Source organism: Verrucomicrobiaceae bacterium (genome assembly GCA_016713035.1).
Lineage (GTDB): Bacteria > Verrucomicrobiota > Verrucomicrobiia > Verrucomicrobiales > Verrucomicrobiaceae > Prosthecobacter.
On the sequence record JADJPW010000003.1, the window covers coordinates 347140 to 374138 of the forward strand.

Sequence of the window (26999 nt, forward strand, 5' to 3'; positions counted from 1 at the left end):
CCATGAAACACGAAGACATCACCGCCTGGGCGCTCAATGAACTGAGCAGCCAAGAGCGTGAACACATCGAGGCCGCACTGCGAGAGAGCCCACAGGCACTCCAAGAAGCCAGCGAGACAAAAACCTTCTGCGAAATGCTCCAGAGCGAGCTGCGAGACGATTCACTCGAACTCACCCCCCAGCAGCGCCAGGACCTGCAAAACTCCGAAATCATGTACAAGGCCCTCACGCCTACTTTCACGGCCAAACCCGTGAATTGGCGTTCCAGCTCGCATTTCGCACCTTGGGCGGCGGTCGCGGCATGCGCAGCCATCGGCGGCTTTTTGGCCTACCAGCACCTCACAGCTCCCGCAAAGCCCCAAGTCGCCGCCGTGGACACCCGCAAGCTCGAGCCCGAGTACCGCATGTCGCTCGCAACGCACGAGTCAGCGCCCCCTGCCATGCTCAGTGGCCTTCCGGGCTCCCTGCCAGCCATGCCAGCAGTTCCTCCCAGCTCTGAAGCTGGTGACAAGCTGGCCGAAGTCATTCGCCAAGCAGAGCCCGCCCTGCCGATCACGCAGAAAATGGCACTCCCCAGTGATTCACAGTCGGGCTTCATCACGCAAGCGGGTGCCATTCCAGGCACCTTGGTACAAAGATCCGATGCTCCATCTAGTTACTCTTTCCTTCGCGAGCAAAAAGCCCCCGATTCGGAGACTTACGCCCACATCCGCGAAAACACGCTTCAAGACGTGATCCGGCAGCCTTTGTCCACCTTCTCGATCGACGTGGACACCGCCTCCTATGCCAATGTGCGGCGCTTTTTGAATCAAAACATGCTCCCACCGCTCAATGCCGTGCGGATCGAAGAGCTCATCAATTATTTCCCCACCCAGGACGCCGCACCGGCCGCCGATTCACAGCTCCCCTTTGCCGTGAAGGTCGAAGTCGCCGCCTGTCCCTGGCAGCCACGCCATCAACTGGCCCGCATCGCCGTGAAAGGCCGTGAAATCGAAAAAGGCAGCAAAGCCAGCAACCTCGTCTTCCTCGTCGATGTCTCTGGCTCCATGAATGAGCCCCAGAAGCTCCCACTGGTGCAGCAGAGCCTACGCATGCTCGCCCAGCAGCTCGGTGAAAATGATCACGTCTCGCTCGTCACCTATGCCAGTGGCACACAGGTCGTTTTGCAGCCCACCGGAGGCCAAAAAAATCAGCAAATCATCGCCGCCATCGATCAACTCCGCGCCAATGGCAGCACCAATGGCGCAGGCGGCCTCCAACTCGCCTACCAACAGGCCGTGGCAGGCTTCATCCCAAACGGCATCAACCGCGTCATTCTCTGCACCGATGGCGACTTCAATGTCGGCATCAGCCAGCCAGCGGAACTGCATCGCTTCATCACCGAAAAGGCCCGCAGTGGTGTCTTTCTCAGCGTGCTAGGCTACGGCAGCGGCAACCTACAGGATCGCACCATGGAAATCCTGGCGGACAAAGGAAACGGCAACTACGCCTACATCGACAGCCTCAGTGAAGCACGCAAAGTGCTGGTGGAGCAGATGCAGGGCACCCTAGCCACCATCGCCAAGGATGTGAAAATCCAAGTCGAGTTCAATCCTGCGCAGGTGCGCTCCTACCGCCTCATCGGCTATGAAAACCGCCTCCTGGCCAAAGAGGACTTCAACAACGACAAAAAGGACGCCGGCGAGATCGGTGCCGGGCACAGCGTCGTGGCCCTGTATGAGCTGGTGCCCGCCAATCTACCCGCAGAGGTGGAGCCAGATCACCTGGTGGACACCCTGAAGTATCAAACCCTCACTTCACCGGCCAAAAACGAGCCCAATGAGAAAAAGCCCGCCATCTCCACTGCGGCCTCCGCTTTCCAAAATGAAGCCATGACCGTCAAACTGCGCTACAAACAGCCCGAGGGCGATGTGAGCGCAAAAATCGAAGTCCCCGTGTCCTGCGATCCTGAGAAAATCCTGCCCGCTAGCCCAGAGATGAGCTTCAGCGCCGCCGTGGCGGGTTTTGGCATGTTACTGCGTGATTCCGGCTACGTGGGCCGCCTCACCTGGGAAGATGTGCGCAAGCTCGCCCTGAAGGGCAAAGGCAGCGACAAGCTCGGCTACCGTGGCGAGTTCATCCAGCTCATCGACAAAGCCGCAGGGCTCAAGCAGACACGCTAGAGCCTTTCACGACTGATCCCTCTGCTCAATTCAGCTCCGCCATTACTCCGCACTGGCATTTTGCGGCCCCGTGATGACCTGGAGGCGTGAGCGGGTGATGGCAGCACGGGCGACATCTCGCTCCTCTGGGTTCAGCTCGCGTGCAGCTCCGAGCTGGAGGTGTGCAGGCTGGATTTCGAGCAGTAGCAGATCCAGCAGGCTGCGGTCGCAGTTGGTGATGATGTCTAGATCGGCCCCCAGACGCAGCATGGAGAGCAGATTGAGCGATTCCTTGCTGGTGAGCACATGCGCATAGCGCAGGATGGCAAAGGCACGACCGATCTGGTCATGCAGCATCACCGCGTGGTCCTCGACCAGCTTGGCGCGGGCTGTCTGCTCACTGCGGATGACGCCTTCGATGACTTTTTTCGATCTGGGTGATGATGTCCGGCTCTGCCTCGCCCAGTGTGTGCTGATTGCTGATCTGGAAGAGATTCCCCAGCGCCTCTGTGCCCTCACCATAGAGACCGCGCACAGCTAGGCCGATCTTGCTCACCGCTTTGATGACTTGATTGATCTGATCCAGCAGCACGAGTCCGGGCAGATGCAGCATCACGCTGGCACGCATGCCAGTGCCCAGATTCGTCGGACATGCGGTGAGGTAGCCCAGATGCTGATTAAAGGCATAAGGCAAAGCGGCCTCGATCTCACTGTCCACACGGTCCACCAGTTCATACGCACCGCGCAGATTCAGGCCTGGCCGGATGCCCTGGAGGCGGAAATGGTCCTCCTCATTGATCATGATGGAGACACTCTGGCGGCGATCGATCACCACGGCGCAGCCAGTGGTGCGTGCAGCATGCTCACGACTCACGAGGTGACGCTCCACGAGCACTTGCTTGCGGATTTTGCTCAGCTCCACGTAATCGACGCTGTATCCATCCCGCATCTCTGGCAGCGCCTCGACGACGGGACGCGTATGCTCCAGCAGCTCCACCCGCTGGTGCTCCTGGCTGAAGCCGGGAAAGGGGAACCCGCGCACATTCCGCGCTAGTCGCACGCGTGAGGTCATCACGATGTCCGAGTGCGGGCCGCTGCCTTTCATCCAATCGGCAGGGTTTTTGATCAGGGTAGCAAAGCGCATCATAGGATGTGAAATGGGAAAAGGGTGTGGGACACGGATCGGATAGAGGACGAGCGCGGTGCAGGAGCACTCTACTTGGCGCCGGATTTCACGAGCTCGTCGATCTTCAGCTTGATGACGCCCGCGTCCTCGTAGCGCTCCTCTTTGACCGCGAGATCGAGCTCAGCGCGGAGTTTTTTCAAATCACTTTCAGGAGCAGGTGGTGGCGCGGGGAGCGGCGCAGGTGCGACGGGCAGCTCCACCGATGTCGCCGTGCTGATGATCGGCTCTGGCTGGGGCTTGGGCGCAGTGATGGGCACGCTACTGCGGCGGGGTTTTGACGGTGTAGGCAGGGCTGGGATGGAGCTCGGACGCTTTCCCAGGTGGTGTATGCCTTTATGCATACCGCGCAGCATGCTATCGAGCCCATCCTGAAAGGCGATGTAGCACTCTGGGCAGCCCATACGGCCGATCTTGCGGAACTGCCCAGCTGTGAAGCCGCAGGCTGGGCATGCGATGTCGGCAACGGGGTCTGCCGCACGTGTGGATTGGCTCACAAAAGCCTCCGCCAGACCGAATCCGGCCTCATTGGTCACGCCCTTCTCTTTCGAGCAGTTTTCGCACAGGTTTACTGTGGTCATCTGACCGTTGATGATTTGGGTGAGGAAAACACTGGCCTCGGCTTCGCATACGTCACACTTTTTGAGCATGAGGTACTGGTTATGACAGCAAACCGGACACGTCAACCGATGCCCTGCGCTACCCGCCACGCTGCCACGGCAGCCTCGAATTCTGCATGCTTCGCAAAGCTGTAATGAAACACCTCAAAACCCATCCTGGCCGCTGTCTCGATATTCGGCAGCAGATCGTCCACATAGAAGGTCCGCGCCGGGTCGAGATCGTATTTTTCGATCGTGTGGCGAAAAATCTCCTCCCCCGGCTTCGAGCACCGCGCCTCATGCGAGTACACTCCGCCATCGAAGTGCTGAAACAGGTCATACGTCTTCCAGAAGTAGTCCACATGCAGCCCGCTCGTATTGGAGAGCAGGTACATCGGCACCTTACCAGCTAGCGATGCCAGCACTGGCCGCATCGGCGTGTTTTCGGTGAAAATCTCGCACCAGATGCTCACAAACTCCTCCGCCGTGCCGGTGAAGCCGGTCAGCCGCATGCCATCCCGCACAAACTCCGCATCCGACATCCGCCCGTCCTCATACGGCCCTTTGATGTCATCAAAGCAGCGCAGCACGGTCTCCGCTGGATGCGGGCACTTTTCGGCCAAGCGCCGTGCGGCGGGGAGGAAGTCGAAGTCGATCAAAACCTTACCGACATCAGATACAAAAGCTGGAGAAGACATGTGGCGCGGAGAGTGGCGGAACTCGCCGTATCGAGCAACTACGGAAAGTCGCATCCTGCGAGAAGCGATCACTGCGGTCGTTTTGAAATCACTCATCGTCATGCCCACTCGCCGCCAAATCCTTTCCTCGCTCACACTGACACCCTTTGCCGCCTGTGGGCAGGAAACGCCCTCCTTCCCGCCCACGCGGGTCATCACGCGTGGACCGGGCTTCCATTGGTTCGCGTATTATGACAAGCTCCAGTTCTCACCAGACAACCGCTTTGTCCTGAGCAATCGAGTCCATTTCGAGCACCGCTCACCCACGGCAGAGGATGTGATCGAGGTGGGTATGGTCGATCTGCATGAAAAGGACCGCTGGATCCCACTGGGCAAATCCAACGCATGGAATTGGCAGCAGGGCTGCATGCTCCAGTGGATCCCTGGCACGGAAAGCAAAGTGATCTGGAATGACCGCGAAAAGGACCGCTTCGTCAGTCACATCCTGGATGTCAAAACGGGCGAAAAACACACCATTCCGGCCCCCATCTATGCTTTGAGCCCGAATGGCAACGAAGCCGTAAGCTGTGATTTTTCACGCGTGGCGGATTGTAGGCCAGGATATGGCTACGCGGGCATCCGGGACCGATTTTTCGATGAAATGGCTCCCACAGGCAGTGGTGTCACGCATGTCAATATCGAGACCGGTGCGGAGAAGCTCATCGTCAGCCACGAGCTACTCTCCAAAACCGGTGTCGTCATTGAAAACCACCCGACCTCGAAGCACCACGCCTACCACTTGCTCGTCGGGCCGGATGGGAAGCGCTTCATCATGCTGCACCGCTGGACACAGCCCAAAGGCGGCCATCTCACACGCCTCATCACCGCGAACATGGATGGCAGCGACCTACGCATCGTGATCCCGAACGGCTATGCCTCCCACTTCATCTGGCGTGATGCCAACCACATCCTCTCGCAGGGGAAAGGCTGGCTCGGGAATCAGGAATGGGGCGATTTCCTGTTTGAGGACCGCGACAGCGGCATCGTCGCCGAGATCGGCCACGGCGTACTCGATGGCGGCGGCCACCTCACCTATCTGAAGAACAACGAGTGGATCCTCAACGACACCTACCCCAAAGGCATCCGCCGCATCCAGACGCCGCATCTTTATCACATCGCGACGAACAAGCGCATCGACCTCGGCCACTTCCCACAGCCACCAGATTACAAAGGCGAATGGCGTGTGGACTGCCACCCACGTAGCAGCCGTGATGAAAAACTCGTCTGCATCGACGCTCCAGACGGCGACAAAGGCCGCCAGCTCCACCTCATCGACATCCGAGGGCTGATGAGTTGATGGGGAGAGTCGATCGCGACAGAAGGAGCATCTTTTAACTCAACTTGAAGGACTGACCCACGCCTTTTTCGCGTGCACGAGTCAGGGTGAGATGCCCCAGAGCGATGTCACAGATCGCCATGCCGATGGGGATGGCGATGATCCGCTCCTGTGCATGGTCACGACCACCCTTTTTGCCCGCCACGATGTCGCCGATCGTGGAGTACACTGGTGGGATGCCGCCGGGGAATTCTGGATTCTCCTCCCCTCGGTCATTTTTCCGCCCTAGAGAGATTTTTTGGAAGTACTCCACCAGGGGCACATCATCGACGATGAATTTGTCCGCCTGATGCAGTGCCTCAGCCGTGTAAGCGCAGCCGCCTTCGATACCGACGCCGAATGCTCCCGCCTTGAACCACTCTGGGCGGATGATCTGCTCATCACCATTGGTACAGGTGGAAATGACGTCAGCCCCCTCCAGTGCGGCCTGCGCAGACTCACAGGGGACGATCTCTCCTGCAAAATTAGTGCTCTGACGTGTCCGAGCGGCCAGCTCTGCAGCGGCACCTGCACGCACATCATAGAGACGCACGCGGCGGATGCTCGGCAAGGCCTGGAGGAGGAATCTCAAATGCATACCGCCCTGGAATCCGCAGCCCAGGAGAGCCAGCTCGGTGCTGTCCTTACGGGCACAGCGACGAGCGATGACGGTGCTCACCGCCGCCGTGCGCAAACCTGTGAGATAGGCGCAATCCATCACAGCCAGCGGGATGCCGGTATCCACGTCGTTGCAGATCTGAATGCCGGTGACGTTTGGCAGGCCTAGAGGTGGATTTTTGGCAAAACCGCCGACCCATTTCAATCCACAGGCCCCGAGCTGCTTGAGGTACGCGGGCATGGCGTGAATGAAATTATCTGGATCCGTGCCGGTGGGGTGGACGCCGATTTTGGGATGCATTTCATAGGAGCCAGCAGAGTGCTCCTTCATCGCCTGCTCGACCACTCCTAACACATCCTCCAGCTGAAGATTTAGGCTGATGATGTCTTGCTGGGACAGTAACGTAATCTCGATCTGTTTCATAGACTAGCAGCATGACATCTCTCGCGGCAAGCAGCCGCGCCGTGCTTGGGAAATGTGGACTGAATGTTGCCGTCACCAGCAGGGGCAATCCGCGCACAGTGCCCGCCAATACCCGCATGCAGGGGCAACTGGCTCTATCAGGAAGAAATGTTACTCTTCTGTTTCATTCAACCACCCTGCTGCCTATGGCCGTCAAACGCACCTCTCTTACCTCCCCACGTCGCCAACCCTCTCAGCCTGCCGCCGTGCGAGCTGCTAATGGCACCCATCCTCCGGCAGCGCCCACTCCCCCACCAAGGCCAGCCCCTGTAGCAGAGGAAAAGAAACGCCTCGGCGAAACGGACTTCCAAATCTCAAATGAGGACATGCGCCGCATCAACACCCGCGACGGCATCATCCAGCTCCTCAAGAACAACAAGATCAAGACCAGCTCCGTCGTGGAGACACTGCGCTATGAAGAGGAACTAGAGCGTCTCCAGGTGGAGCTCGTCCGCCTCCAGCGCTGGGTGCAAGAGAAAGGCAAACGCATCGCCAGCCTCTTCGAGGGCCGTGACGCGGCAGGCAAAGGCGGCTCCATCCGCCGCTTCACCGAGCATCTCAATCCCCGCGCCATGCGTGTCGTCGCCCTACCAAAGCCCACCGATCAGGAGCGCGGCCAGTGGTATTTCCAGCGTTACGTGCGGCAGCTCCCAAATGCGGGCGAGATCGTCTTTTTCGACCGTAGTTGGTACAATCGTTCCGTCGTCGAGCCGGTGAACGGATTCTGCTCAGATCGGGATTATGACCGCTTCCTCCAGCAGGTGCCAGAGTTTGAGCACATGCTCTATGAGGACGGCGTCACGATCATTAAATTCTGGTTCTCCATTTCCAAAGAAGAGCAGCTACGCCGCTTTGAGTCCCGCAGGCATAATCCGCTGAAGCAGTGGAAGCTCAGCCCCATCGACATGAAGGCCCAGGAGCAATGGGACCGCTACACCCATTTCAAAGAGCAGATGTTCAGCAAAACGCACACCTCCTTCAGTCCCTGGGTCATCGTGCGTGCGAACAATAAAAAGAAGGCCCGCCTCGAAAGCATCCGCCATGTGCTCAATTCGCTGCCCTATTACGCGAAAGAAACCACGCCGCAGGTCAATCTCACACCAGACCCCAATGTGATCACTCGCTTCCACCGTGCTACCAGCACGCTGGATTGATTTCCCTCCATCGTGGACACACTCACGCTTTTCGCGACTCTGGCGATCTTGCTCGTGCTTGTCTTTGACTGCTCGAACGGCTTCCACGATGCGGCCAACATCATCGCGACCGTCATCGCCTCCCGAGCGATGACGCCCGTCTCTGCCGTGATCATCGTCGGTGTCTTTGAGTTCCTCGGTCCCATCCTCGGCGGCACCGCCGTGGCAAACACCATTGGCTCCTTCATTGATCTCTCTGCGGTCGATCCTCTCCAGGCGGTGAAAATCGTCCTTTCCGGCGTCACAGGTGCTCTGTGCTGGAATCTGGTCACTTGGTGGAAGGGGCTCCCCTCCTCGTCCTCCCACGCACTCGTTGGTGGGCTCATCGGAGCCGTCGCGGCCTCCGTAGGTGGCAGTCATGTGGTTTGGGGCTTTGGAGAAATGATGCACGGACGTGTGCATGGCGTGATGAAGGTGCTACTCGCCCTACTGCTCTCCCCCATCGTCGGATTCCTCATCGGTTATTTGATTCAGAAGCTCATGCTCAGGCTCCTCTCCCGGGCCACGCCGCGTGCGAATCGCCATCTGCGCCGCTCACAGTATCTGACATCCATCGCACTCGCTTTCTCTCACGGTGCCAATGATGCGCAGAAGAGCATGGGCATCATCACCCTCATCCTCGTGCTGGCAGGCTTTCAAAATGCCTTCGTCGTGCCTTTCTGGGTCGCACTGGCCTGCTCGCTCGCTCTGACCGTGGGCGTGCTCAGTGGTGGCTGGCGCATCGTGCGCACACTGGGCTTTGCCATCTACCGTGTGCGCCCACTGCATGCACTAGATTCACAGCTCACCTCCGCCGTGGTCATTCTGGGTGCATCCCTCATCGGAGCACCTGTATCCACCACCCACGTCGTCACGACCTCCATCATGGGCATCGGCGCAGCCGAGAGGCCCCGTGCCGTGCGCTGGAATAAGGCCATCGAGATCGCCTTCACATGGCTCATCACCATCCCTGGTGCTGGCATCATGGCGGTGAGCATCGGAGCCGTCTTCCACGCCGCCATCGGCCTGTTTCATTGATTATTCTAAACCTCACGCACTCTCACCAACGTCATGGAAACTCCCTACCCCTCCATCTTCCAGCGCCTGCGAGCCCGCCTGTTCCCGAAGATGCCAGATTTCTATGCCATCCTCACGGAGCAGAGCCGCCTCGTCGCGGCCACCACGGGTCTGCTGGTGGACTTTATGGAGACGAATGCACCCAGCATCGCCGCCCGCATCGTCCAAGACGAGCATGATCAAGATGATCTGAAAGTGCAAAACCTCATCATCCTCAATGAAGCCTTCGCCACGCCCATGGACAGAGAGGATATCTACCGCGCTCTCCTCGCGCTCGATGATGTGACGAACTACTGCAAGACCACCATCCGCGAGATGGAGATACTCGGCGTCACACCCGATCAGCACACGCTGGAGGCCGCCATGCACATCCACGAGGGAGCACAGGCACTCGCAGCGGGTTTTGCCAAGCTCGCCCACCAGCCCCTCAGCGCGGGCCCAGATGCAGACCTCGCTCGCAAAGCCGAGCGCCGCACTGAAAAATCCTACCGCCGCGCCCTCTCGGTCCTTTTCCAAGGCACCGACTATCTCAACATGTTCAAGCGCCGCGAAATCTACCGCCACCTCTCCAATGCCGCAGATCGTGTCTCCGCCGCAGGCTCTAGTTTGCAGGACATTCTGGTGAAGCTGGTGTGATCACCGCCAGCGCTCCGCATCACATCACATTACATCACTTCCCACTCGCACTGCGCTCAGTGCCGATGGGGATGAATTCCTTCACCTCCCAGATGGCAGGCTGTCCCTTGCGCTGCTTTGCGAGCCAGTTCAGCGCGGCTTGATGCACGATCTCATGCCCGCCCTCAAAGATCGTCACACGCGCATGGCCGCTCATCGCACGGAAAAGCGGTGTTTTGAGCCCATAGACCGCCTCTGGAGCAGGTGCCGCCCACTCAGCAGGGCGTGTCTGCGTGGCATAGTAGCTCGCGATACTCCCCGCATCCAGCCGCAGCGCGGGCTGCGCCACCGCATTGAATGCCCGCAGTGAATGCTCGAACGGCACACTGCCTATGCGGCCATCGTGAATACCATGCGCGATGTCTAGCGGCACTGTGGCCGCTTTCGCTAGGCAGCTCTCCGGTGAGCGACGCCAGGCCTCCGCATCATCCATCGCGGGGGCCTTGCCCAGAGCTGCGATGATGTTTTGCGCATACCGGTCGCTCTTTCCCGCCTTGGTATGCTCATGAAACCACCGCCCCACATCTCCGATGCCGCACCATGCACTGACTCCGGCCCATATCTCAGGATGACGGCCCGCCATCTGCATCGCCATGTGACCACCACCACTCACACCGATGAGGTAGATGCGTGCATCATCCACTGCTGTCTGCTTTTTTGCCCACGCCACGGCCTCTACCACATCCTGCACCGCTCGATCACTGCCTAGCGCCGCAGGCGTCCAGTTCGGCCCACGGAAATCTGGATGCACGAACGCCCATCCCTGCGAGATCGCCCACTCCGCATACACCGCATCTCCACCCGCAGATTTGAAATCACTGCTCCAGGTGTGCAGACCGACGAGCAGCGGCTTTTTCTCTGCCACATCCGGTGCGAACCACATCGCCTGCTGCGTCGCACCATCACTGGCCGGGATACCGACCTGCACGACCTGGGATGGCCAATTTTGAGCGATTGCAGAGAGAGACATGCCAAGGAAGAAAAGGAGTGATCGAATCATGCAGAAGCATGAACGGCTCTCCATCGCCATTATTTGCCAGCATTGCGGTGCTGCCACTGCAACTACTCCTTCACCGGCTCTCTGATTTGGAGCTGCTTTTCTTTGCCTAGGTTCTTCAGCGTCGTCGCGGGCCAGTCCCAGGCGGCTTTATCGTTCGCGTAGATGACGACTTTGCTCTTCTGCGCCGCCAGGGCCACCGCCTGAGGCAGGTCCAGATACTTCAGCACGTTCAGCATCGCGGGGGGCAGCACTCTGGCTATCTTTGACACTGCCCTGATGCGTCACCGGCAGATCATGCAGATCCAGGCGGGTGATGTTTTCTTCAAAGAGGGAAGCATACAGTGCATCCACAGCCATATCGCGATGCGCCTGCACCCACAGCTTCGTCTCACTGAGTCCGCCCAACGCCCGCAGGCTCTGGATGGCACGGCGGATGTCCCAGCTACGCATGCCATCCACCGTCTGGCCCAGGAGGTAAAAGCGGCGCAGGCGCTGCGTCTGCGCCTTTTCACTGCCAGTCCAAGCCGTGGCACCCACTCCACGTGGGCAGACGTAGGCCATGCCCCATTTGAAGGTATCAAACATCTTTTTCTCACTCTCGAAGGCCTTTTCATCCACCGGCGTGCCGGGGAAGGTCTCAATCATCTTCGCAAAGCGGGAATTGTAGGTGCGGGTAAAGCTCTCCCAGCCTTCCTCATCCAGCACATTGAGTGCTACGAGCTCCAAATCCTCCAACCGCAGCCCCTCACGATGCGTGAGGTAGATCCGCAGTCGATAAGGCGACTGACTCTCGAAGTCGAAAACGCTCATGCGGATGCCATCCCGCTCGACACTGCCTTCCTTCTGCGGATTCACGCTGGCGATCTCTTTGGGCCATCCGCCGAAGACTTTTTCACTCAGCGCCTTTTTCCAGCCATCGCTCAGTTTGGTGAAATCCGCCTCATTCGTCGGCATATCGGGCGTTTTGGCCATCGGGACGAAAATCTCGTCCGCCGTCGTGTTTTTCTCATCCTTCGGGATCTCGGTCAAAACGCGTAAATCGGCCTTCGTGAGCGATTTCGGGGCTCCATCGAGGATCTGCATCGGATCTGCCCCTTTGAGATGACGCTCGAACCAGTGAAAAGCCCCCATATTGATCGTCTGGTAATCTTTATGCGGTCCTTCGCCCACTTGCAGGCCCAGCTTGGCCTCTGCACCCAGCAGCTCATACACACGGCGCACATCGCTGAAGATGCGGAACACGCCATCGATCGGAAAAATCGTATCCTTATCCGTATTCACGACCAGCAATGCCCGCGGAGCCGCCAGAGCCACGAGACGTGAGAAATCCCAGCGATACGTGTTCACGAAGAACATGCAGTCGCAGTGCCCCTCCACACAGCCGTCGATGACTTGATTCTGCAAATCGGTCACGCCGGCCGTCGGCGCACTCGCCTTGATCCGCTCATCCAGCGCGGTGATCCACCATGAATAGGCACCGCCGCCGCTGCGGCCCGTCACGCCAAAGCGGGTCTTGTCCACCTCTGGGCGAGTCTCTAGATAATCCAGTGCACGGATGCAGCTCCAGGCCTCCAGCCCCGCAGGCGTGTATCCGCGTGAATACCACCACCAGCGGCCCTTGCTATAGGTGCCGTGATGCTCACCACGGATCTCACCGAGCTGCACCGTGTCGATGATCAGGCAGGCGTAGCCATGCTTCGCGAACCACACGCCATGATGCTCGTAGCCCGTCTTGTTCCCCAGGCTGATGCCGTTCTCCATCACGTTCGCATGGCCACAGACATAGAGGATCGTCGGCAGCGGCTTCTCCACCTTGGCCGACAGATAGAGATTCGCTGTCACATACAGCCCCGGCATCGACTGAAAGTGCATCTTTTCCACCACAAAGCCCTCGCCTTTCAGCTCACCAGTCTTCACGGCCTTCAGTTCCGTCTTTTCCGGCATCGGATCGAGCCCCAGCATCTCGGCCAATTGGCGGCGATACTCAGGAGCCTTCGCCTTCCAGTCCTCCGCACTCTGGATCGCGCTCAGGCCACCACTTTCGGCCAATGTGCGTGCCTCTCCCGCGAAATAGCGGTCCAGCAGCTTATTCCCCGGCGTTTCCGGTGTTTTTTCAGGATAGGGCGACTTCGCAGCAGCCACCGAGGCGACAAAAAGAGAGAGCAATAAAAAGCGCATGCCTCCAGGAAACGCCCACCCCTCCCCCGATCTGGCATTTCTCCGCACTGGGGCAAAACGCACTCCCTCCGCGCATCCATGATACTGTTCACGCCCGTCCGCTGCTTGACTCCCCCTGCCCCATCTGCCATCTCCGCCTTTCCACCATCACTTCGCAGAATTCCAACCGCTGAAATCACTCCATGGCCGCCCCTGCCCCCGCTCATAACTACACGGAAGACAGCATCAAATCCCTCGACTGGCGTGAGCACATCCGCCTCCGCCCCGGCATGTACATCGGCAAGCTCGGGGATGGCTCCCTGCCCGAGGATGGCATCTACGTCCTGCTCAAAGAAGTCATCGACAACTGCATCGACGAGCACGTCATGGGCTTCGGCAACACCATCGATATCGAGATCGCCGAGGACCAGCTCGTCACCGTGCGTGACTACGGACGCGGCATCCCCCTGGGCAAGCTGCTCGAATGCGCCGCGCAGATCAACACCGGTGCCAAATATGATAGCGAGGCCTTCAAGCGCTCCGTCGGCCTCAACGGCGTCGGTATCAAAGCCGTCAATGCCCTCTCCGAGTTCTTTGAAATCCAGGCCGTGCGCGAAAACCAGACCCGCAGCATCGAATTCAGCCAGGGACTCGTCCAATACGACATGGGCAAGCCCAAGCCCTGCACCGAGCCCAATGGCACCCGCATCTCCTTCCGCGCCGATGCAGAGACCTTTGCCGAGGACACCCACTACCGCGTCGATTTCGTCCGTGAGATGCTCCGCTTCTACGCATGGCTCAATCCCGGCCTCACCCTCGTCCTGCGCACCCATGCCGGAGAAGAGAAGTTCAAGTCCAAGGACGGCCTCATGGACCTCATCCGCACGAAGCTGACTGAGCAGCCGCAGTATCCCATCATCCACATCGCCGGCAAAGACGTCGAAATCGCCTTCACCCACGGCACCGGCTACGGCGAGGAGTACTACAGCTTCGTCAATGGCCAAAACACCACCCAGGGCGGCACCCACATCGCCGCCTTCCGTGAAGCCATCGTCCAGGAGTGCCGCGAGTTCTTCAAAAAGCAGTTCGAGCCCGCCGATGTGCGCGGCAGCATCGTCGCCGCCATCAGCGTGAAGGTGCAGGAGCCCGTCTTTGAGTCCCAGACCAAGACCAAGCTCGGCTCCACCCACATGGAGCCCAATGGGCGCAACCTCCGCACCCACATCCTCAACACCGTCGTCACCCAGCTCGATAACTTCCTCCACAAACACGCCGACGTCGCCAAAGCACTCCAGGAAAAGATCAACGCCAACGAAAAGGAGCGCAAAGAAATCAGCGGCATCCAGAAAGCCGCCCGCGAAAACGCCCGCAAGGCCAAGGTCTGCAACAAGAAGCTCCGCGACTGCCGCGTCCACTTTGACACCAAAGACAAGCGCCGTGACGACAGCACCCTCTTCATCACCGAGGGTGATAGCGCCTCCGGCAGCATCACCAAAAGCCGCGACGTCGAAACGCAGGGCGTCTTCTCCCTCCGTGGCAAGCCCCTCAACTGCTACGGCCTCACACGCAAAGTCGTGTATGAGAACGAGGAGTTCTACCTCCTCGCCAATGCCCTCCAGATTGAGGAGGACCTCGAAGAGCTCCGCTACAACCGCATCGTGCTCGCCACCGATGCCGACGTGGACGGCATGCACATCCGCCTGCTGATGATCACCTTCTTTTTGCAGTTCTTCCCCGAGCTCGTCCGCAAAGGCCACCTCTACATCCTTCAGACGCCGCTCTTCCGCGTGCGGAACAAAAAAGACACCTTCTACTGCTACAGCGACGAGGAGCGCCAACGCGCCATCCACCTCTGCGGCAAAAACGCCGAAATCACCCGCTTCAAAGGCCTCGGAGAGATCAGCCCCGACGAGTTCAAGCACTTCATCGGCCCCCACATGCGTCTGGAGCCCGTCACCATCCGCGACCACGCCCTCGATGAGCAGGGCAACCCCATCCCCAGCGAGCACAAGACCGTCAAAGAGATGCTCACCTTCTACATGGGCAAAAACACCCCCGAACGCCAAGTGTACATCGTGGACAACCTCCGCATCGAAAAAGACCTCGAATTCAACGACAAAGGCGAACTCCAAGCCACCGAATTCAAACTCGCCGCCTAGGCGAGGAAGGGTAATTTGTCGGTTCGCCGTTCGCCGTTCGCCGTTCGCCGTTCGCCGTTCGCAGGGCGCGGTGGCGCGGTGGCGCGGTGGCGCGGTGGCGCGGTCAGGACATGGGTAACACATGGAGCTGGAGGGTTACGGTTTTAGTTCAGGGGTAAGGGGTGAGCAATAGGGGGATTACGCTGCTTGTTGGGTAATCGCAGACTCAGGGGGGGACGTTCCTTGGTTCGGCTACGCCTCACCCAGGAACGTCCCCCCCTGAGTCTGCGATACGCTCGGTTGACTGGCCCGCGCTGCTTGTGCGCCGGTCTTCTCGGTTTTCTGCTCGCTGGGCTGCTCAATGGCTTGGAAGCTCTCTGTGCGCTCGTCCATGTGCCCCAGCAGCACTTTGGCGTAGTACACTTCGAGCCTTCCGTCGCTGCGCGTTTTGAGTCCCACATACCGCTCTCTCAGGGCCATGCTCACCAGGTAGCTCACCATGCCGTATTTGATTTTCCCGGTGCTGGCCACTTTGCGTGTCTCCATGCCTTCATATTCGATCTCTGGCTCGGGTTGCTCCCACTTGCGGGCGGATTTCTCATAGACCTCGGCGGGGCGTTTCAGGCCCAGCGCTTCGTGCGGACGCTGCGTGTTGAACTCCTCGCGCCACACGTCAAAAATGGCCTGCCTCTGTGCCGGATCGCTCACAGCCCGGCTGCTGGAGAGCTCTTGGATCTCGCGTGCGATGTCCTTGTGCAGCCGCTCGTGTGCTCCGTTGTCCTGCGGACAGCCAGGACGTGAGCGCTCCAGCTCGATGCCCAGCGCCAGCCACCATGCCGAGAGCCTTGAGAGTCCCAACAGGCCGTTGGCGCTGGCAAAAGGTGGGCCGTTGTCGCTGCGAATGGCTTGTGGCATTCCATAGTTGGCAAAGAGCTCGGCAAAGATGTCCCGCACCGTCTCGGTGCGCCCATTGGGCAGGTGGCGCAATTCGAGCACAAAACGGCTAAACTCGTCGCGCACGGTGAGCGGATTGCTGCGCCCCGCACCGTCATTCCACCAGCCTTTGAAGTCCACGCTCCACACTTCGTTGCAGGCGCTGGCACGGCGTCCGTGGGCAATGCGCCCGCCTGGCATCTTCGAGGGTCTTTTGAGCCGCTCGTGACTCAGGCCGCAGCGGCGCAGCACCCGCTTGAAGCTGCTCTCGCTGGGTGCGCTGCCCCAACTGCGCTCGTAGATGTCGCGCAGCTTGCGCGCACCCCAGAAGCGGTGCGCGTTGTGCAGGCTCACGATGCGGAATATCTCCTCCTCATCCAGCGCCTTGGGACTGCTTTGTGGCCGCCGGCTGGCGTCGCTGAGTCCGGCCCGGCCTTCCGCCAGGAAGTTCTTTTTCCATTTGTAGCCGGTTTTCGCGCTGATGCCGAACTCGCGGCAGAGGCAGCGAAAGTTGTCTGTCTGAAGCGCACGAAGCGCGAATTGAGTTCTCTGGTTCATGATGTCGGTGGTGTGCCAAGGCATCCATTAGCCTGCTGCCCCAAGGGACAGAGCGTTACCCATGTCCTGAACCATTTGTGTTACCTATGTCCTGAACCCGCACCCAGTTCCCTGTTCGCAGTTGGGCGGGAACGGAGAGGCAACCACGGATAGGACGGATAAGTCGGATTCCACCGATGCACCGGACTGTAGCCGAGCTGTTGGCTCAATTGCCTTCATCCGTCACATCCGTGGTTCTCTCTCCTCTCTCCTCTATCCTCTTCCCTCTAACTTCTCACCTCTAACTTCTCACTTCTAACTTCTCACTTCTCACTTCTCACTTCTGCCTCCCCTCACCCTCCGATGGCGATCATGCGGCGGTTCGGCTGGTAATTATGGCGGAAGTCGTGCTCCTTCGGTTTGCGGGCGACGACGTTTTCAAAGAGCGCGGTGAGCTCGGCATCGCTGCAATGCGCACGGAGCGCGGTGCGCAGGTCGAATTCCAGGTAGCTGCCCAGGCAGGGGCGTAGCTTGCCATCGCTGGTGAGGCGGAGCTTGTTGCAGCTCTCGCAGAAGTGCAGGTTCGTCATCGCGCCGATGAAACCGATGCGCTGATCGCGACCAGGCACTTCATAATAGGTGGCGGGGCCGTTCGTTTTGAAGTCGGGCAGCGCCTTGAGAGCGCCGTAGTGCTTTTCCACGAGCTTCAGCGCCGTGCCGGTAGCGAGGAAGTTTTCGTCGCTGAGCATGTCCTGGGTGCTCACGGGCATGAGCTCGATGAAGCGCAGCAAAACGCCCTTTTGCGCGGCGAAGTCGATCAGCGCGGGCAGCTCGGCCTCGGTCTGGTTTTTGATGAGCACGCAGTTCAGTCGGATGCTGGCAAACCCGGCGTCCAAAGCCGCGTCGATGCCCGCGAGCACGTTGCTGAGCAAATCGCGACCCGTGCTGCGGCGGTAGCTGGCGGCATCGAGTGAGTCGAGCGAGATGTTCGCGCTGCGCACACCGGCGCGGACGAGTTTTTCGGCCATGGAGCCTACGGCATCGCTCTTGGCGAGCAGCGTGCCGTTCGTCGAGATGCCGAGATCACCGATGCCGGGCACGCGGGCGACTTCGGCACAAAACGCCTCGATCCCAGGCCGTGTGAGCGGCTCCCCACCCGTGACGCGGATTTTATGAATGCCGAGCGTGGCCCCGACGCGGATCACGCGGAGCAGTTCTTCATAAGAGAGCACCTCGTCCTTCGGGAACCAGGCCTGTTCCTCCTCCGGCATGCAGTAGCGGCATCTCTCATTGCACCGGTCGGTGACAGAGACGCGTAAGTAGCTGATGTGATGGCCGTGGGTGTCGAGCAAAGGGGGGAAAGAGTTCGCGGTTCTCGGTTCGCGGTTCCCAGTTGTCAAACGGCAAGGCGGCGGCGGAATCGTGATTGACGCCGCGCCGGGCGATTTGGTAGCGTCCGGGCCGTCATGAAAAACATCCTTATTCCATTGGTGTGTCTGTTGATCGGTCTCGGTGCGGGCTATGGGCTGCGCACGAATCAGGCGGAGTCTGCTACAGCGGAGACGGTAGCGAAGAAGACTGAATCCTCCACTGAGCGTGCGAAGGTGGGTGCTTCCGCATCGAGTATGGCAGCTCCGAGGAGGTCAGTGGCGCAGTTGGGGGATTGGGTGAGTGATTTTCTGGAGGATTATGATTCGAGGGCTGCTCAGAAGGAGGCGGCTAACATGAGCGAGGAGGAGCTGAAGTCGGCTCTCTCTTTGCTAGTGACAAAGCCGCGCAGCAGCACACGCGACTCGCTGCGTGCGATATTGTATCAGGCGTGGGCGCAGAAGGACATGCAGGCGGCATGGAAGGCGGCGCTGGCGGACCCGCTGGATACTCGCGGGACGCTCACCGGGGCGGTGGCGGGTGTTTTGGCGAAGACGAATCCCAAAGCGGCACTCGAACTCGTGCAGACGATGGGGATCGGTGGGCGGCGGTCTGGTGCGCAGAGTGCGGTAATGTCTGCCTGGAGCAAAAAAGACGTGGTGGAGGCGATTGAGTATGCGTTGCAGCACCCGGAGATACTGGGGTATTACTCATCTACCTCGTTCTCGTTCGCGACGGACTTGTCGAAGTTGGCGCAGAAGGAGCCTGTCCGGGCGGCGGCTCTGGCCATGCGGTTCGCGGACGGATCTCGCCGCACCAGTCTGCTCGGTCCGCTGATGGATGGCTGGATCGAGCGTGATGCAAAGGCTGCCTTTGATTGGGCGCTGGAGCAGACGAACCCCAAGCTGAGGCAGGAGGCCGTGGCGGCAGCAGTCGGCGCCTGGTCCAAGACGGACCCAAAAGCAGCGCTGGAGTATGTGCAGAGCATTCCAGACAACGATGTGCGTCAGCAGTCCTTCAAGGCCGCATGGTCGGATTGGTTCAAATACGATCCACTGGCTGCGGCGGATCACTTGAATGGCATCAAGGATGAAAAGATGCTGGAAGAAGTGAGGTTCGATTTCTCTTTCAACACGGATGGCTACACCGCCGAGGAGCGTGGTCAGGTGCTAGCGAAGCTGCCGGAGGGGACCTTCAAAACGAAGGTAATGGATACCATGAGCGATAGTCTGATCCGCAAGGGCAACTACGCGGCGGCGATTGATCTGCTGGAGGTGCTTCCAGATTCTACTGGTCGAGATCGGAGTGTGTCCAAACTGAGTGCTGAATGGGCGAAGAACGATCCTGCGGCGGTGAAAGAGTGGCTGAGTAAGCTCCCAGACTCGACGGATCGTGATCTGGGCATCGTCGGCTATGCACGCATGCTGGCTCGCAGTGATCCTTCGGCAGCGATCGCTGAGGTCAACGCGATCCCCGACACGACTCTGCGCAGCTCTGCTCTCAGCAACATCGCGGTGGTCTGGCTGCGCACGGATGAGGCCGCCGCGAGAGCCTGGATGAGCACCCAGAAGGGCATCTCCAGCACGGATCTGCGCATGATTGAGATGATGGCAAAGCTGGGCGGCGGCAGCAGCATGCTCGATCACCTCTCCATGCCACTGCGAGTGGGGCAGCGGCGGTGAGGGAGCGCCTTCATCTTTCCGACCGCTCCCTGAGCCGCTGGCCAGCGAATGAAAACCCTCCTGGCAGCCCAAACTGCGCCAGCAGGGTCGCCATCTTGCTCCGCAAGAGGAGCCCGAGGCTCTCGCTAGGCTTCGCTTCGTCATGATTTGTGAATTCATGAGACGAAGATGGGGGATTTAAACCGCTTATATGACGCTCATTGAACGCTGATATTTGGTTTGGGATTAGCGTCGGGTCAGCGTCAAATGAGCGGTTAAAAAATCACCAAACCTTAGGACGCGAGGCATATCTCCCACCCTGTCCGTCATGCGTGCCTCTCTCTTGCTCGCGGACGCTGCGAGCTCCTCTCGCGGAGCGAGAGGGCTACTTTGCTTCGCCGGTTCGTGGCCTGGAGCAACTGCGGTGCGAGGTTGTGGAGGTCGCGGACGGCGTCGGTCAGCGGCGGCAGGGCTTACGCATGCAATCGGGAACTGCATCTAGAGGCTCTTCATTTTCCAGCCGGTTCAGGGAGGCCAGCAGATTCCTTTTGAAACCAATCTGTTGGCCTCCCTGAATCTGCTGGAGATCATCTGTTCTCTGTCTTGAGATGGAGCGTCGAGTTTGGGTGCGTAAGCGCTACAGCGGCATTGAGGCAAAGCCGCACTCAGACCAGCGTGACCGCGCAGGGGGCGGCCTCGCCGGCGTCGTTGGCGGCGGTGATTTGGAATGCTGGGGCGGGAAGGTCGGGGGGGAGGTCCTGCAAGAGGATCTCCAGGCTGTGAACGGTTTGCAGATGCTCCCAGGAGTCGGCACCCGGTCGCCGCATCTGCACGCGGTAGCGGCGGGCATGGCGGGCGCGTTCCCAGGTGAGCAGCCAGGCTCCGGTGGGCAGTTTTCGGCCTTCGCGGCGGGTACGGGATCGGGCGCGGTGAGCTTTGCGGGCTCGTTCAGGCCAAAGAGTCGCCAGCGTGCATCATCCTCGGCCAGCAGCACATGCAGCTCGCTGATCACGCTGCGATAGCGGGTGCGCAGGTGCTCCAGCGCCTCGTCCTTCGCCTGCACGGCGGCAGCCAGACCGATCTCGGTGCGGAGCACCTCCCGGCGGGCGGCACGCAGCGCCTCATGGGCGGCGGCGCAGGCGGCAGCGGTGGCCTGCATGTCCGCGCTTTCCAGCTCTGGCTTCGCGCCGAACCAGCCCGCCAGTCGAGTGAGCAGCCCGGCCCGCTTGTCCTGGCTCTCCGGCACCTGCGTGCTGCTGTCGGGGAAACCCGCCGCGTCCCAATTCACGTTGAAGGTGGGGCCGTAAAACATCACCAGCCGCAGGCGGCAGCGCCCCAGCGTGCGTTTGGACTCCGCATCGGCTTCCAGAAAGGTCCGCCGCGCCGCCCCACGCTCCGCCTTCCAGCGGCCCGCCTCCGCCTGGGTGTCCTGGGCCTGTTTCACGGCTGCCTCCATCACCGGACCCGTGTTGATCTTGAGGCCCATGGCATCGCCATGCGCCGCGCAAGCCCGCGCCATGTCCATCAGAGCCGCCAGGAGCTCGGAGGGGTTTGTTGGGGTCGGGTTTGCGGCCATGGGTCGTCTTGGGTTTGGTCATCTTCCTCTTACTCTTCCTCCTACTCCTCCTCCCGGCTGCAGCGCCTCCCGAACGGGAGGAAGAGGAGGAGTAAGAGGAGGAGGAGGATTGCGATGCGCCGCAAAGGCCCGCGCCATGTCCATCAGAGCCGCCAGAAGTTCGGAGGGGTTTGTGGGTGTAGGGTTTGCTGCCATAAGGGCTTGGGGGATAAAAAATCTTCCTCTTACTCCTACTCCGCCTCCTCCTCCCGGGTGCAGCGCCGCCCGAACGGGAGGAAGAGGAGGAGTAAGAGGAAGAGGAGGATTGCCATGCGCCGCCCTGGAGTCATGGGAAGAGGCAATAAAGGACCTGTTTGGGCATCAAGGACCTCCGGCAGCTCCAAACCACTCTACTCCCTTCCCTCCGCCCTTTCAAGCTCCACTCACCGAGCGTCGCTGAGGAGGTCCCGAGACTCGGTGGACGCGAAAAACCTTCCCGCCAGACCCTCCGCCGCCTTCCCGGCCTGCAAACGCTTCTGCGGCTCCCCTGGCCGAGCCTCCCTTCCGCCTCAACGACCGTCGCTGAGGAGCCCCTGAGCCTCCGGCGGCACGAAACGGCTCCTTTTCCGACCGAGCCGGGATTCGATGCCCACTCACCGACGGTCGTTTTGTTCTCCCCGAGCCTCCTGCTGCCTCGGCGGAGAGCATTTTTCACCTCACCGCGCTTCGGCACCGACTCAGCGAGCGTCGCTGAGTGGCTATTGAGGGTGTTTTCCGGCCTCCGGCCTCGTTTTGGCCCCTCCCCGAGCTACCCTTGGGATCGCTGAGAAGCCGCGAGGAGGCCTTCGAGGTTCTCCCGCGCCATCCGCGTTCTCGGATGCTCCGCGCCGAGGCTCCGGGTGCAAATCTCCACCGCCCGGCGCTGCAGCGGCACCGCCTCCGCCAGCCGGTTCGTGGCCTGGAGCAACTGCGCGAGGTTGTTGAGGCCGATGGCGACATTGGGATGATCCGGGCCGTAGCTGGCCTCGTCGATACGCAAAGCGCGGCGATACAGCGGTTCCGCCTCCGCCAGCCGGTTCGTGGCCTGGAGCAACCTAGCGAGGTTGTTGAGGTCAATGGCGACATTGGGATGATCCGGGCCGAAGCTGGCCTCGTCGATGCGCAGGGCGCGGCGCATCGGCTCCTCCGCCTCCGCCAGCCGGTTCGTGGCCTGGAGCAACTGCGCGAGGTTGTTGAGGTCGATGGCGACTTTGGGATGATCCGGGCCGAAGCTGGTCTCATCGATGCGCAGGGCGCGGCGCTGCGGCTCCTCCGCCTCCGCCAGCCGGTTCGTGTCCTGGAGCAACGCGGCGAGGTTGTTGAGGCGGGTGGCGACGCTGGGATGATCCGGGCCGTAGCTGGCCTCGGTTATGCGCAGAGCGCGGCGATACAACGGCTCCGCCCCCGCCAGCCGGTTCGTGACTTGGAGCAACGTGGCAAGGTTGTTGAGCGCCGTGGCGACTTCGGGATGATCCGGGCCGTAGCTGGCCTCGTCGATGTGCAGGGCGCGGCGGTGGAGGGGTTCAGCAGTGGAGAAGTCCGCTTTCGTTTGATAAAACAGGCCAAACACATTCAGCAGGCGCGGAAAGCCAGTTTCTGCTGCTTCCGCGTCCGAAAGGTGGTGTGCGTCCGAGGCTTCGTGTCCAAGTAGGGCCTCCAATGGCTTTTGCAGAGGAATCCAAGTGAGAGGCCAAGAACGAACATCCTGCGGCGGTGGATCATTTGGAGAGCTTGCATTGACCCAGCAGATCACGCGCATGAGCCAGGGCTTTGGTTCGTCCCAGCGCTGGGTGGTCTGGACGAGACGGTGGCAGGTGAGGTAGTCCTCGTGGAGCTCGATGAGGGCGTAGCGGGCGAGCAGGGCGAGGGCGTCCTCGATGGCTTCGGTTTGCTCCTCCGGTGTTGCCGAGGCTGACGAAGGCAGAGGATTTCCAGCAGATTCAGGGAGGCCAGCAGATTTCTTTTGGGGTTCAGGGAGCCCTTCTGAAATCACCTGTGGGCTTCCGTGCATCTGCGGGAGACTCTTCTCCGGGCTGGGGCATTCGGCAGCGGCGTCCAGCACATGCTGCGGGGCGCGGGTGAAGAGGAAGCGGGGAATCTCATCCGGGCCGAGCCAGGCGATCAGTTTCATCACGGCACGGGCCAGCGGCGTGAGCTGATCGAGCGTGACGAGCCAGGTGCGGGCGACAGTGGCCTCGTAGCCGGTGCCGCCGCCGTATTTCATCGGGGTCGCGAGCAGGCGCTGGGCGGCGTCTTCATTCGCCCGGTAGCGCCGCAGGTATTCGGCAGGGCCGAGGCGCTTCTCCGCCATGTAGGCAGCGGCCTGCTCCAAGGCCAGCGGCAGGCCACCGAGCTCCTGGGCGAGCGCAGTGGCATCTGCCAGCGGGCAGGCGATGGGCAAACCCTCCAGCCGCGTGGTCAGCCATGCCGCGCCCTGGGCAGGCGTCCAGGTGCGCAGCGGGATGGTGGCGAGCTGCTGGCCCCAATCCTCCAGCCGTGAGGTGATCAAGACACGGCCCGTGTGCAGCGGACGCAGCGTTTCCATCAAGGCGGTCTGCGCCTCGGGCGTGTCGGCATTGTCGGCGATGAGCAGCCAGCCCTGGTTCCGCGCCAGCCAGTCCAGCGTGGCCTCGGCACGCGGAGCGTCCTCACGCAGATCACGCTGCGGCAGCTCGAGCGTGTCACAAAGCCGACTGAGACCGGTGGTGAGGCTGGAGGGCGAATCCGCCGGGAGCCAAAGCAGCGCGGTGAAGTCCTGCGCATGCCGCCAGGCATACTCGACGGCGAGCTGGGTCTTCCCCACGCCCCCGAGACCATGCACGACCTGCGGCTGCGTGATGGCGGCGATGCCGCCACTGTGCGCCAGCGCGGTCTCCAAGGCCTGCATCTCCGCATCCCGCTGGCCGAAGTGTTTGTTGAGGCGAAACGGCAGGTTCACCGGTCGCGGAGCCTCCGGCGGGATGTGGGCCAAGGTTTCCTCCAAAACCTTCAACGCGGCTTCGAGACGTTCTGAGGTGATGACATGATGCGTGGATGGCACGCGTGGCTCCAGCCACTCGGGCACGCGTAACGGCTTCAAGATGCCCCGGATGAGATCGCCGATGCCGAGGCGGCGGAAGTCGGCGGGATCCTTCTTGGCGCTACCGGGAGCGTCCTCGAGTAAGAAGAAGCAGAGGAAGAGGTCGAAACGATCCCTCAGTTTCGCGGTCTTGATTTTCTTCAGCGTGTGCGCGGCTTTGCCGGGTTTTTTCTGCACGGTGATCTGGATGGCGATGCGGTTCCGTTCATCCCCGAGGTCCACGCCGGGGAAGTTTCCCTGCTCTTGATTCAGGTTTCTCAGCGTCCAGCCAAACAGCGGCTCAAACAGCCTCATGCACACGCCTTCGAGCACTGTGGCATCATGTCCGCAACTTTTCAGATGCGTGGAGAGCGTGCTGAGCCGGAGTGAGAGCTGGTCGATGAGAGTTCCCTGAATCACGGGGTGGAGGAATGGGTGCGTGGCAGAGCATAGGCTCGACAGAGCACGAAGGCACTCTTTTACTCCAGGGCATGCGCATGAAATGAGCGGGAGAGCATGAAGACGGCCTTTTTGACAGGATTAACAAGATTGCAGGATTATACAGGATTTCTCGGCTGACTCTGCGGAGCGGCCATCGCTTATCGGAACTGGTTTGCATTCTCTTTTGCCTTTGTTGAGCCGAGTGACGGCAGATCAATCCTGCTTAATCCTGTGAATCTTGTTCATCCTGTCCAAAAAGTGACCAAACGACTGCCAAGTTCCCTTTGAATTTGGATGCGTAAGTCCTGCATTTACTCCGTGTTGTCAGCAGTTGGCAGACTCTTTTCACCGCTGACATGGCGCTCATGAGACGCTCATCCAGTTTCATTCATTAGCGTCCAATCAGCGTCTTATTCGCGGTTAAGAATCGTTCGAGCGGTCTTGGATGCCGCTGCCGGGCCGCATGCGTTTTATCCCCCACGACAGGGCTTAGGTACCCAAACTCGACGCTCCATCTCAAGACCGAGAACAGATGATCTCCAGCAGATTCAGGGAGGCCAACAGATTCCTTCTGAAGCCAATCTGCTGGCCTCCCTGAATCTGCTGGAAAATGAAGAACCTCTAGATCCAGTTCTCGATTTCATGCGTAAGCCCTGCCCCCACGAGGGGCGGTCAGCTTCAGCCTTCCAGCGTGTGGATGAAGAGGCCGGAGCGGAGCTTGGGCTCGAACCAGGTGCTCTTGGGGGGCATGATGGAGTTCACGTCGCTGATGGCCATGAGCTGATCGACGGTGGTGGGATACATGCTGAAGGCGACGGTGTGCTGGCGGGTATCGACGAGCATCTCTAGCTCGGCGGTGCCGCGGATGCCGCCGATGAAGTCGATGCGCTTGCTGGTGCGTGGGTCGTCGATGCCGAGGACGGGTTTTAAGAGGCGGTCCTGCAAGATGCTGACGTCGAGCTGGTCGATGGGGCTGGCGTTTTCCGCCGGTTTCCACTCCAGGAGGTGCCACTGGCCTTTGAGGTACATGCAGCACTGGCCGGGATGGGCGGGGCTTTTCTCGGTGGTGGGCTGCACGCTGAAGATGCTGCTCACGTTGGCCATGAACTCGTCCTGCGTGAGGCAGTTGAGGTCTTTGACGGCGCGGTTGTAGGGGAGGATTTTCAGCTCGTCGCCGGGGAAGAGGACGCTGAGGAACCAGTTGTAGTTTTCGCTGCCGTTGTGCGCGGCATTGGCCTGGCGGCGCAGTTTGCTGACGCGGAAGGCGCTGGCGGCGCGGTGGTGGCCATCGGCGACGTAGGCGCAGGGGACTTGGCTTTCAAAGATGCTGGTCAAGGAGACGCAGGCTCCGGCGCCGACACGCCAGACGGTGTGGCGCACGCCATCGGGGGCGGTGAGGTCGTAGAGGGGCTTGTCAGTGGCCTGGATGTCGCGGGTGAGGGCGGAGATGGCCGGGCGCTGGCGGTAGGTGAGGAAGATGGGGCCGGTATTGGCATCGAGGGTGTCCACGAGGCGGGTGCGGTCGTCTTCTTTGTCCTGGCGGGTTTTTTCGTGCTTCTTGATGATGTCGTGCTCGTAGTCCTCGGTGTGGCAGACGGTGACGAGGCCGGTCTGGGCGTGGCCGCCGATCTCCTGACGGTAGAGGTACATGCAGGGGGCGCTTTCGCGGAGGAGGATGCCGTCTTGTTGCAGCTTCAGGAAGTTCTCGCGGGCCTTGGCATAGACCTCGGCGGAGTAGGGGTCGATCTCGGGGTCGAGGTCGATCTCGGCGCGATCGACGTGGAGGAGGGAGTGGGGCTTGCCAGCGGCGAGGGCGGCGGCTTCCTCGCGGTTGACGACGTCGTAGGGGACGGCGGCGACTTCGGAGGCGTGTGAGGGAGCGGGGACGAGTCCTTGGAAGGTGCGGATGCGCATAAAATGGAGGCTGGGGCGATAGGAGCGGCCCAGCGGATTGTCAATGGCTGCGCTGCGCCCTTTGGGTGGCCAGTGCGGCACTAAAATGAGGTCCATCGAACGGCGCGGACCTGAGGACAGGATTCACAGGATTTTCAGGATTATGCAGGATTAACGGCCTGAAACTTGATGGCGGCTTAGCATTGGAAAGCGCTGAGCTTTGAAAGCGTCGTGCACCC

17 protein-coding genes and 1 pseudogene are annotated in these 26999 nt (G+C 60.5%); 7 read left to right on the top strand and 11 right to left on the bottom strand.

Annotation, left to right across the window (positions count from 1 at the left end; all coding sequences use genetic code 11):
- Positions 1-2: 2 nt before the first annotated feature.
- On the top strand, positions 3-2162 hold the full coding sequence (locus IPK32_12440; GenBank protein MBK8092759.1) for a VWA domain-containing protein: 2160 nt from the start codon (positions 3-5) through the stop codon (positions 2160-2162).
- Between the two features lie 42 nt (positions 2163-2204).
- Here IPK32_12440 and IPK32_12445 read toward each other — a convergent pair.
- The 3 genes and pseudogenes from IPK32_12445 to IPK32_12455 form a co-directional block, all read right to left on the bottom strand.
- Positions 2205-3285: pseudogene (locus IPK32_12445) on the bottom strand (protein arginine kinase).
- A gap of 71 nt (positions 3286-3356) precedes the next feature.
- Entirely contained in the window at positions 3357-3974 is a 618-nt protein-coding gene (locus tag IPK32_12450; protein ID MBK8092760.1) for a hypothetical protein, read from the bottom strand.
- A 32-nt stretch (positions 3975-4006) separates the two neighbouring features.
- A complete protein-coding gene (locus IPK32_12455; protein MBK8092761.1) occupies positions 4007-4621 on the bottom strand; it encodes an HAD-IA family hydrolase in 615 nt (204 codons plus the stop codon).
- A gap of 100 nt (positions 4622-4721) precedes the next feature.
- Here IPK32_12455 and IPK32_12460 point away from each other — a divergent pair, with 100 nt between their 5' ends.
- Entirely contained in the window at positions 4722-5957 is a 1236-nt protein-coding gene (locus tag IPK32_12460; protein ID MBK8092762.1) for a hypothetical protein, read from the top strand.
- Positions 5958-5991: 34 nt separating this feature from the next.
- Here IPK32_12460 and IPK32_12465 read toward each other — a convergent pair whose 3' ends face one another.
- Entirely contained in the window at positions 5992-7017 is a 1026-nt protein-coding gene (locus IPK32_12465; protein ID MBK8092763.1) for an ornithine cyclodeaminase family protein, read from the bottom strand.
- 365 nt (positions 7018-7382) lie between these two features.
- On the opposite strand from IPK32_12465, the gene ppk2 reads away from it, so the two are divergent.
- The 3 genes from ppk2 to IPK32_12480 are packed head-to-tail and all read left to right on the top strand — an operon-like array spanning position 7383 to position 9941.
- Positions 7383-8210 carry a polyphosphate kinase 2 gene (gene ppk2 / locus IPK32_12470; GenBank protein ID MBK8092764.1) on the top strand — a complete coding sequence of 276 codons (828 nt, stop codon included), beginning with the start codon at positions 7383-7385 and terminating at the stop codon, positions 8208-8210.
- 12 nt (positions 8211-8222) lie between these two features.
- Positions 8223-9266 (top strand): inorganic phosphate transporter, encoded by a 1044-nt coding sequence (locus IPK32_12475; protein ID MBK8092765.1) that lies wholly within the window; start codon positions 8223-8225, stop codon positions 9264-9266.
- 33 nt (positions 9267-9299) lie between these two features.
- Positions 9300-9941 carry a DUF47 family protein gene (locus IPK32_12480; GenBank protein MBK8092766.1) on the top strand — a complete coding sequence of 214 codons (642 nt, stop codon included), beginning with the start codon at positions 9300-9302 and terminating at the stop codon, positions 9939-9941.
- Between the two features lie 34 nt (positions 9942-9975).
- On the opposite strand, the gene IPK32_12485 is transcribed toward IPK32_12480, so the two are convergent.
- Together IPK32_12485 and IPK32_12490 are read right to left on the bottom strand one after the other, a co-directional pair.
- Positions 9976-10950, bottom strand: a complete 975-nt coding sequence (locus IPK32_12485) for a prolyl oligopeptidase family serine peptidase (protein ID MBK8092767.1) — start codon at positions 10948-10950, stop codon at positions 9976-9978.
- Positions 10951-11127: 177 nt separating this feature from the next.
- A complete protein-coding gene (locus tag IPK32_12490) occupies positions 11128-13158 on the bottom strand; it encodes an acetylxylan esterase (protein ID MBK8092768.1) in 2031 nt (676 codons plus the stop codon).
- A 182-nt stretch (positions 13159-13340) separates the two neighbouring features.
- On the opposite strand from IPK32_12490, the gene IPK32_12495 reads away from it, so the two are divergent.
- Complete coding sequence (locus tag IPK32_12495; protein ID MBK8092769.1) at positions 13341-15296, top strand: type IIA DNA topoisomerase subunit B; 1956 nt, start codon at positions 13341-13343, stop codon at positions 15294-15296.
- A gap of 231 nt (positions 15297-15527) precedes the next feature.
- Here IPK32_12495 and IPK32_12500 read toward each other — a convergent pair whose 3' ends face one another.
- Positions 15528-16766 (bottom strand): transposase, encoded by a 1239-nt coding sequence (locus IPK32_12500; GenBank protein MBK8092770.1) that lies wholly within the window; start codon positions 16764-16766, stop codon positions 15528-15530.
- A gap of 332 nt (positions 16767-17098) precedes the next feature.
- The gene (gene moaA / locus IPK32_12505; protein MBK8092771.1) at positions 17099-18097 is read right to left on the bottom strand and encodes a GTP 3',8-cyclase MoaA; all 999 of its coding nucleotides are present in this window, start codon (positions 18095-18097) and stop codon (positions 17099-17101) included.
- A gap of 114 nt (positions 18098-18211) precedes the next feature.
- Here moaA and IPK32_12510 point away from each other — a divergent pair, with 114 nt between their 5' ends.
- Positions 18212-19795 (top strand): hypothetical protein, encoded by a 1584-nt coding sequence (locus tag IPK32_12510; protein MBK8092772.1) that lies wholly within the window; start codon positions 18212-18214, stop codon positions 19793-19795.
- Between the two features lie 616 nt (positions 19796-20411).
- Here the strand turns inward: IPK32_12510 and IPK32_12515 are convergent.
- From IPK32_12515 to IPK32_12525, 3 genes are all read right to left on the bottom strand, one after another.
- Positions 20412-21350, bottom strand: a complete 939-nt coding sequence (locus IPK32_12515) for a hypothetical protein (protein MBK8092773.1) — start codon at positions 21348-21350, stop codon at positions 20412-20414.
- Between the two features lie 787 nt (positions 21351-22137).
- Positions 22138-24846 (bottom strand): tetratricopeptide repeat protein, encoded by a 2709-nt coding sequence (locus IPK32_12520; GenBank protein ID MBK8092774.1) that lies wholly within the window; start codon positions 24844-24846, stop codon positions 22138-22140.
- Positions 24847-25545: 699 nt separating this feature from the next.
- Positions 25546-26781 (bottom strand): DUF1015 domain-containing protein, encoded by a 1236-nt coding sequence (locus tag IPK32_12525; protein MBK8092775.1) that lies wholly within the window; start codon positions 26779-26781, stop codon positions 25546-25548.
- Positions 26782-26999: the final 218 nt, after the last annotated feature.

Coding starts and splice junctions, on each gene's coding strand:
- IPK32_12440 (MBK8092759.1), top strand. CDS start 3: ATGAAACACGAAGACATCACCGCCTGGGCGCTCAATGAACTGAGCAGC.
- IPK32_12450 (MBK8092760.1), bottom strand. CDS start 3,974: ATGCTCAAAAAGTGTGACGTATGCGAAGCCGAGGCCAGTGTTTTCCTC.
- IPK32_12455 (MBK8092761.1), bottom strand. CDS start 4,621: ATGTCTTCTCCAGCTTTTGTATCTGATGTCGGTAAGGTTTTGATCGAC.
- IPK32_12460 (MBK8092762.1), top strand. CDS start 4,722: ATGCCCACTCGCCGCCAAATCCTTTCCTCGCTCACACTGACACCCTTT.
- IPK32_12465 (MBK8092763.1), bottom strand. CDS start 7,017: ATGAAACAGATCGAGATTACGTTACTGTCCCAGCAAGACATCATCAGC.
- ppk2 (MBK8092764.1), top strand. CDS start 7,383: ATGCGCCGCATCAACACCCGCGACGGCATCATCCAGCTCCTCAAGAAC.
- IPK32_12480 (MBK8092766.1), top strand. CDS start 9,300: ATGGAAACTCCCTACCCCTCCATCTTCCAGCGCCTGCGAGCCCGCCTG.
- IPK32_12485 (MBK8092767.1), bottom strand. CDS start 10,950: ATGTCTCTCTCTGCAATCGCTCAAAATTGGCCATCCCAGGTCGTGCAG.
- IPK32_12490 (MBK8092768.1), bottom strand. CDS start 13,158: ATGCGCTTTTTATTGCTCTCTCTTTTTGTCGCCTCGGTGGCTGCTGCG.
- IPK32_12495 (MBK8092769.1), top strand. CDS start 13,341: ATGGCCGCCCCTGCCCCCGCTCATAACTACACGGAAGACAGCATCAAA.
- IPK32_12500 (MBK8092770.1), bottom strand. CDS start 16,766: ATGAACCAGAGAACTCAATTCGCGCTTCGTGCGCTTCAGACAGACAAC.
- IPK32_12510 (MBK8092772.1), top strand. CDS start 18,212: ATGAAAAACATCCTTATTCCATTGGTGTGTCTGTTGATCGGTCTCGGT.
- IPK32_12515 (MBK8092773.1), bottom strand. CDS start 21,350: ATGGCCGCAAACCCGACCCCAACAAACCCCTCCGAGCTCCTGGCGGCT.
- IPK32_12525 (MBK8092775.1), bottom strand. CDS start 26,781: ATGCGCATCCGCACCTTCCAAGGACTCGTCCCCGCTCCCTCACACGCC.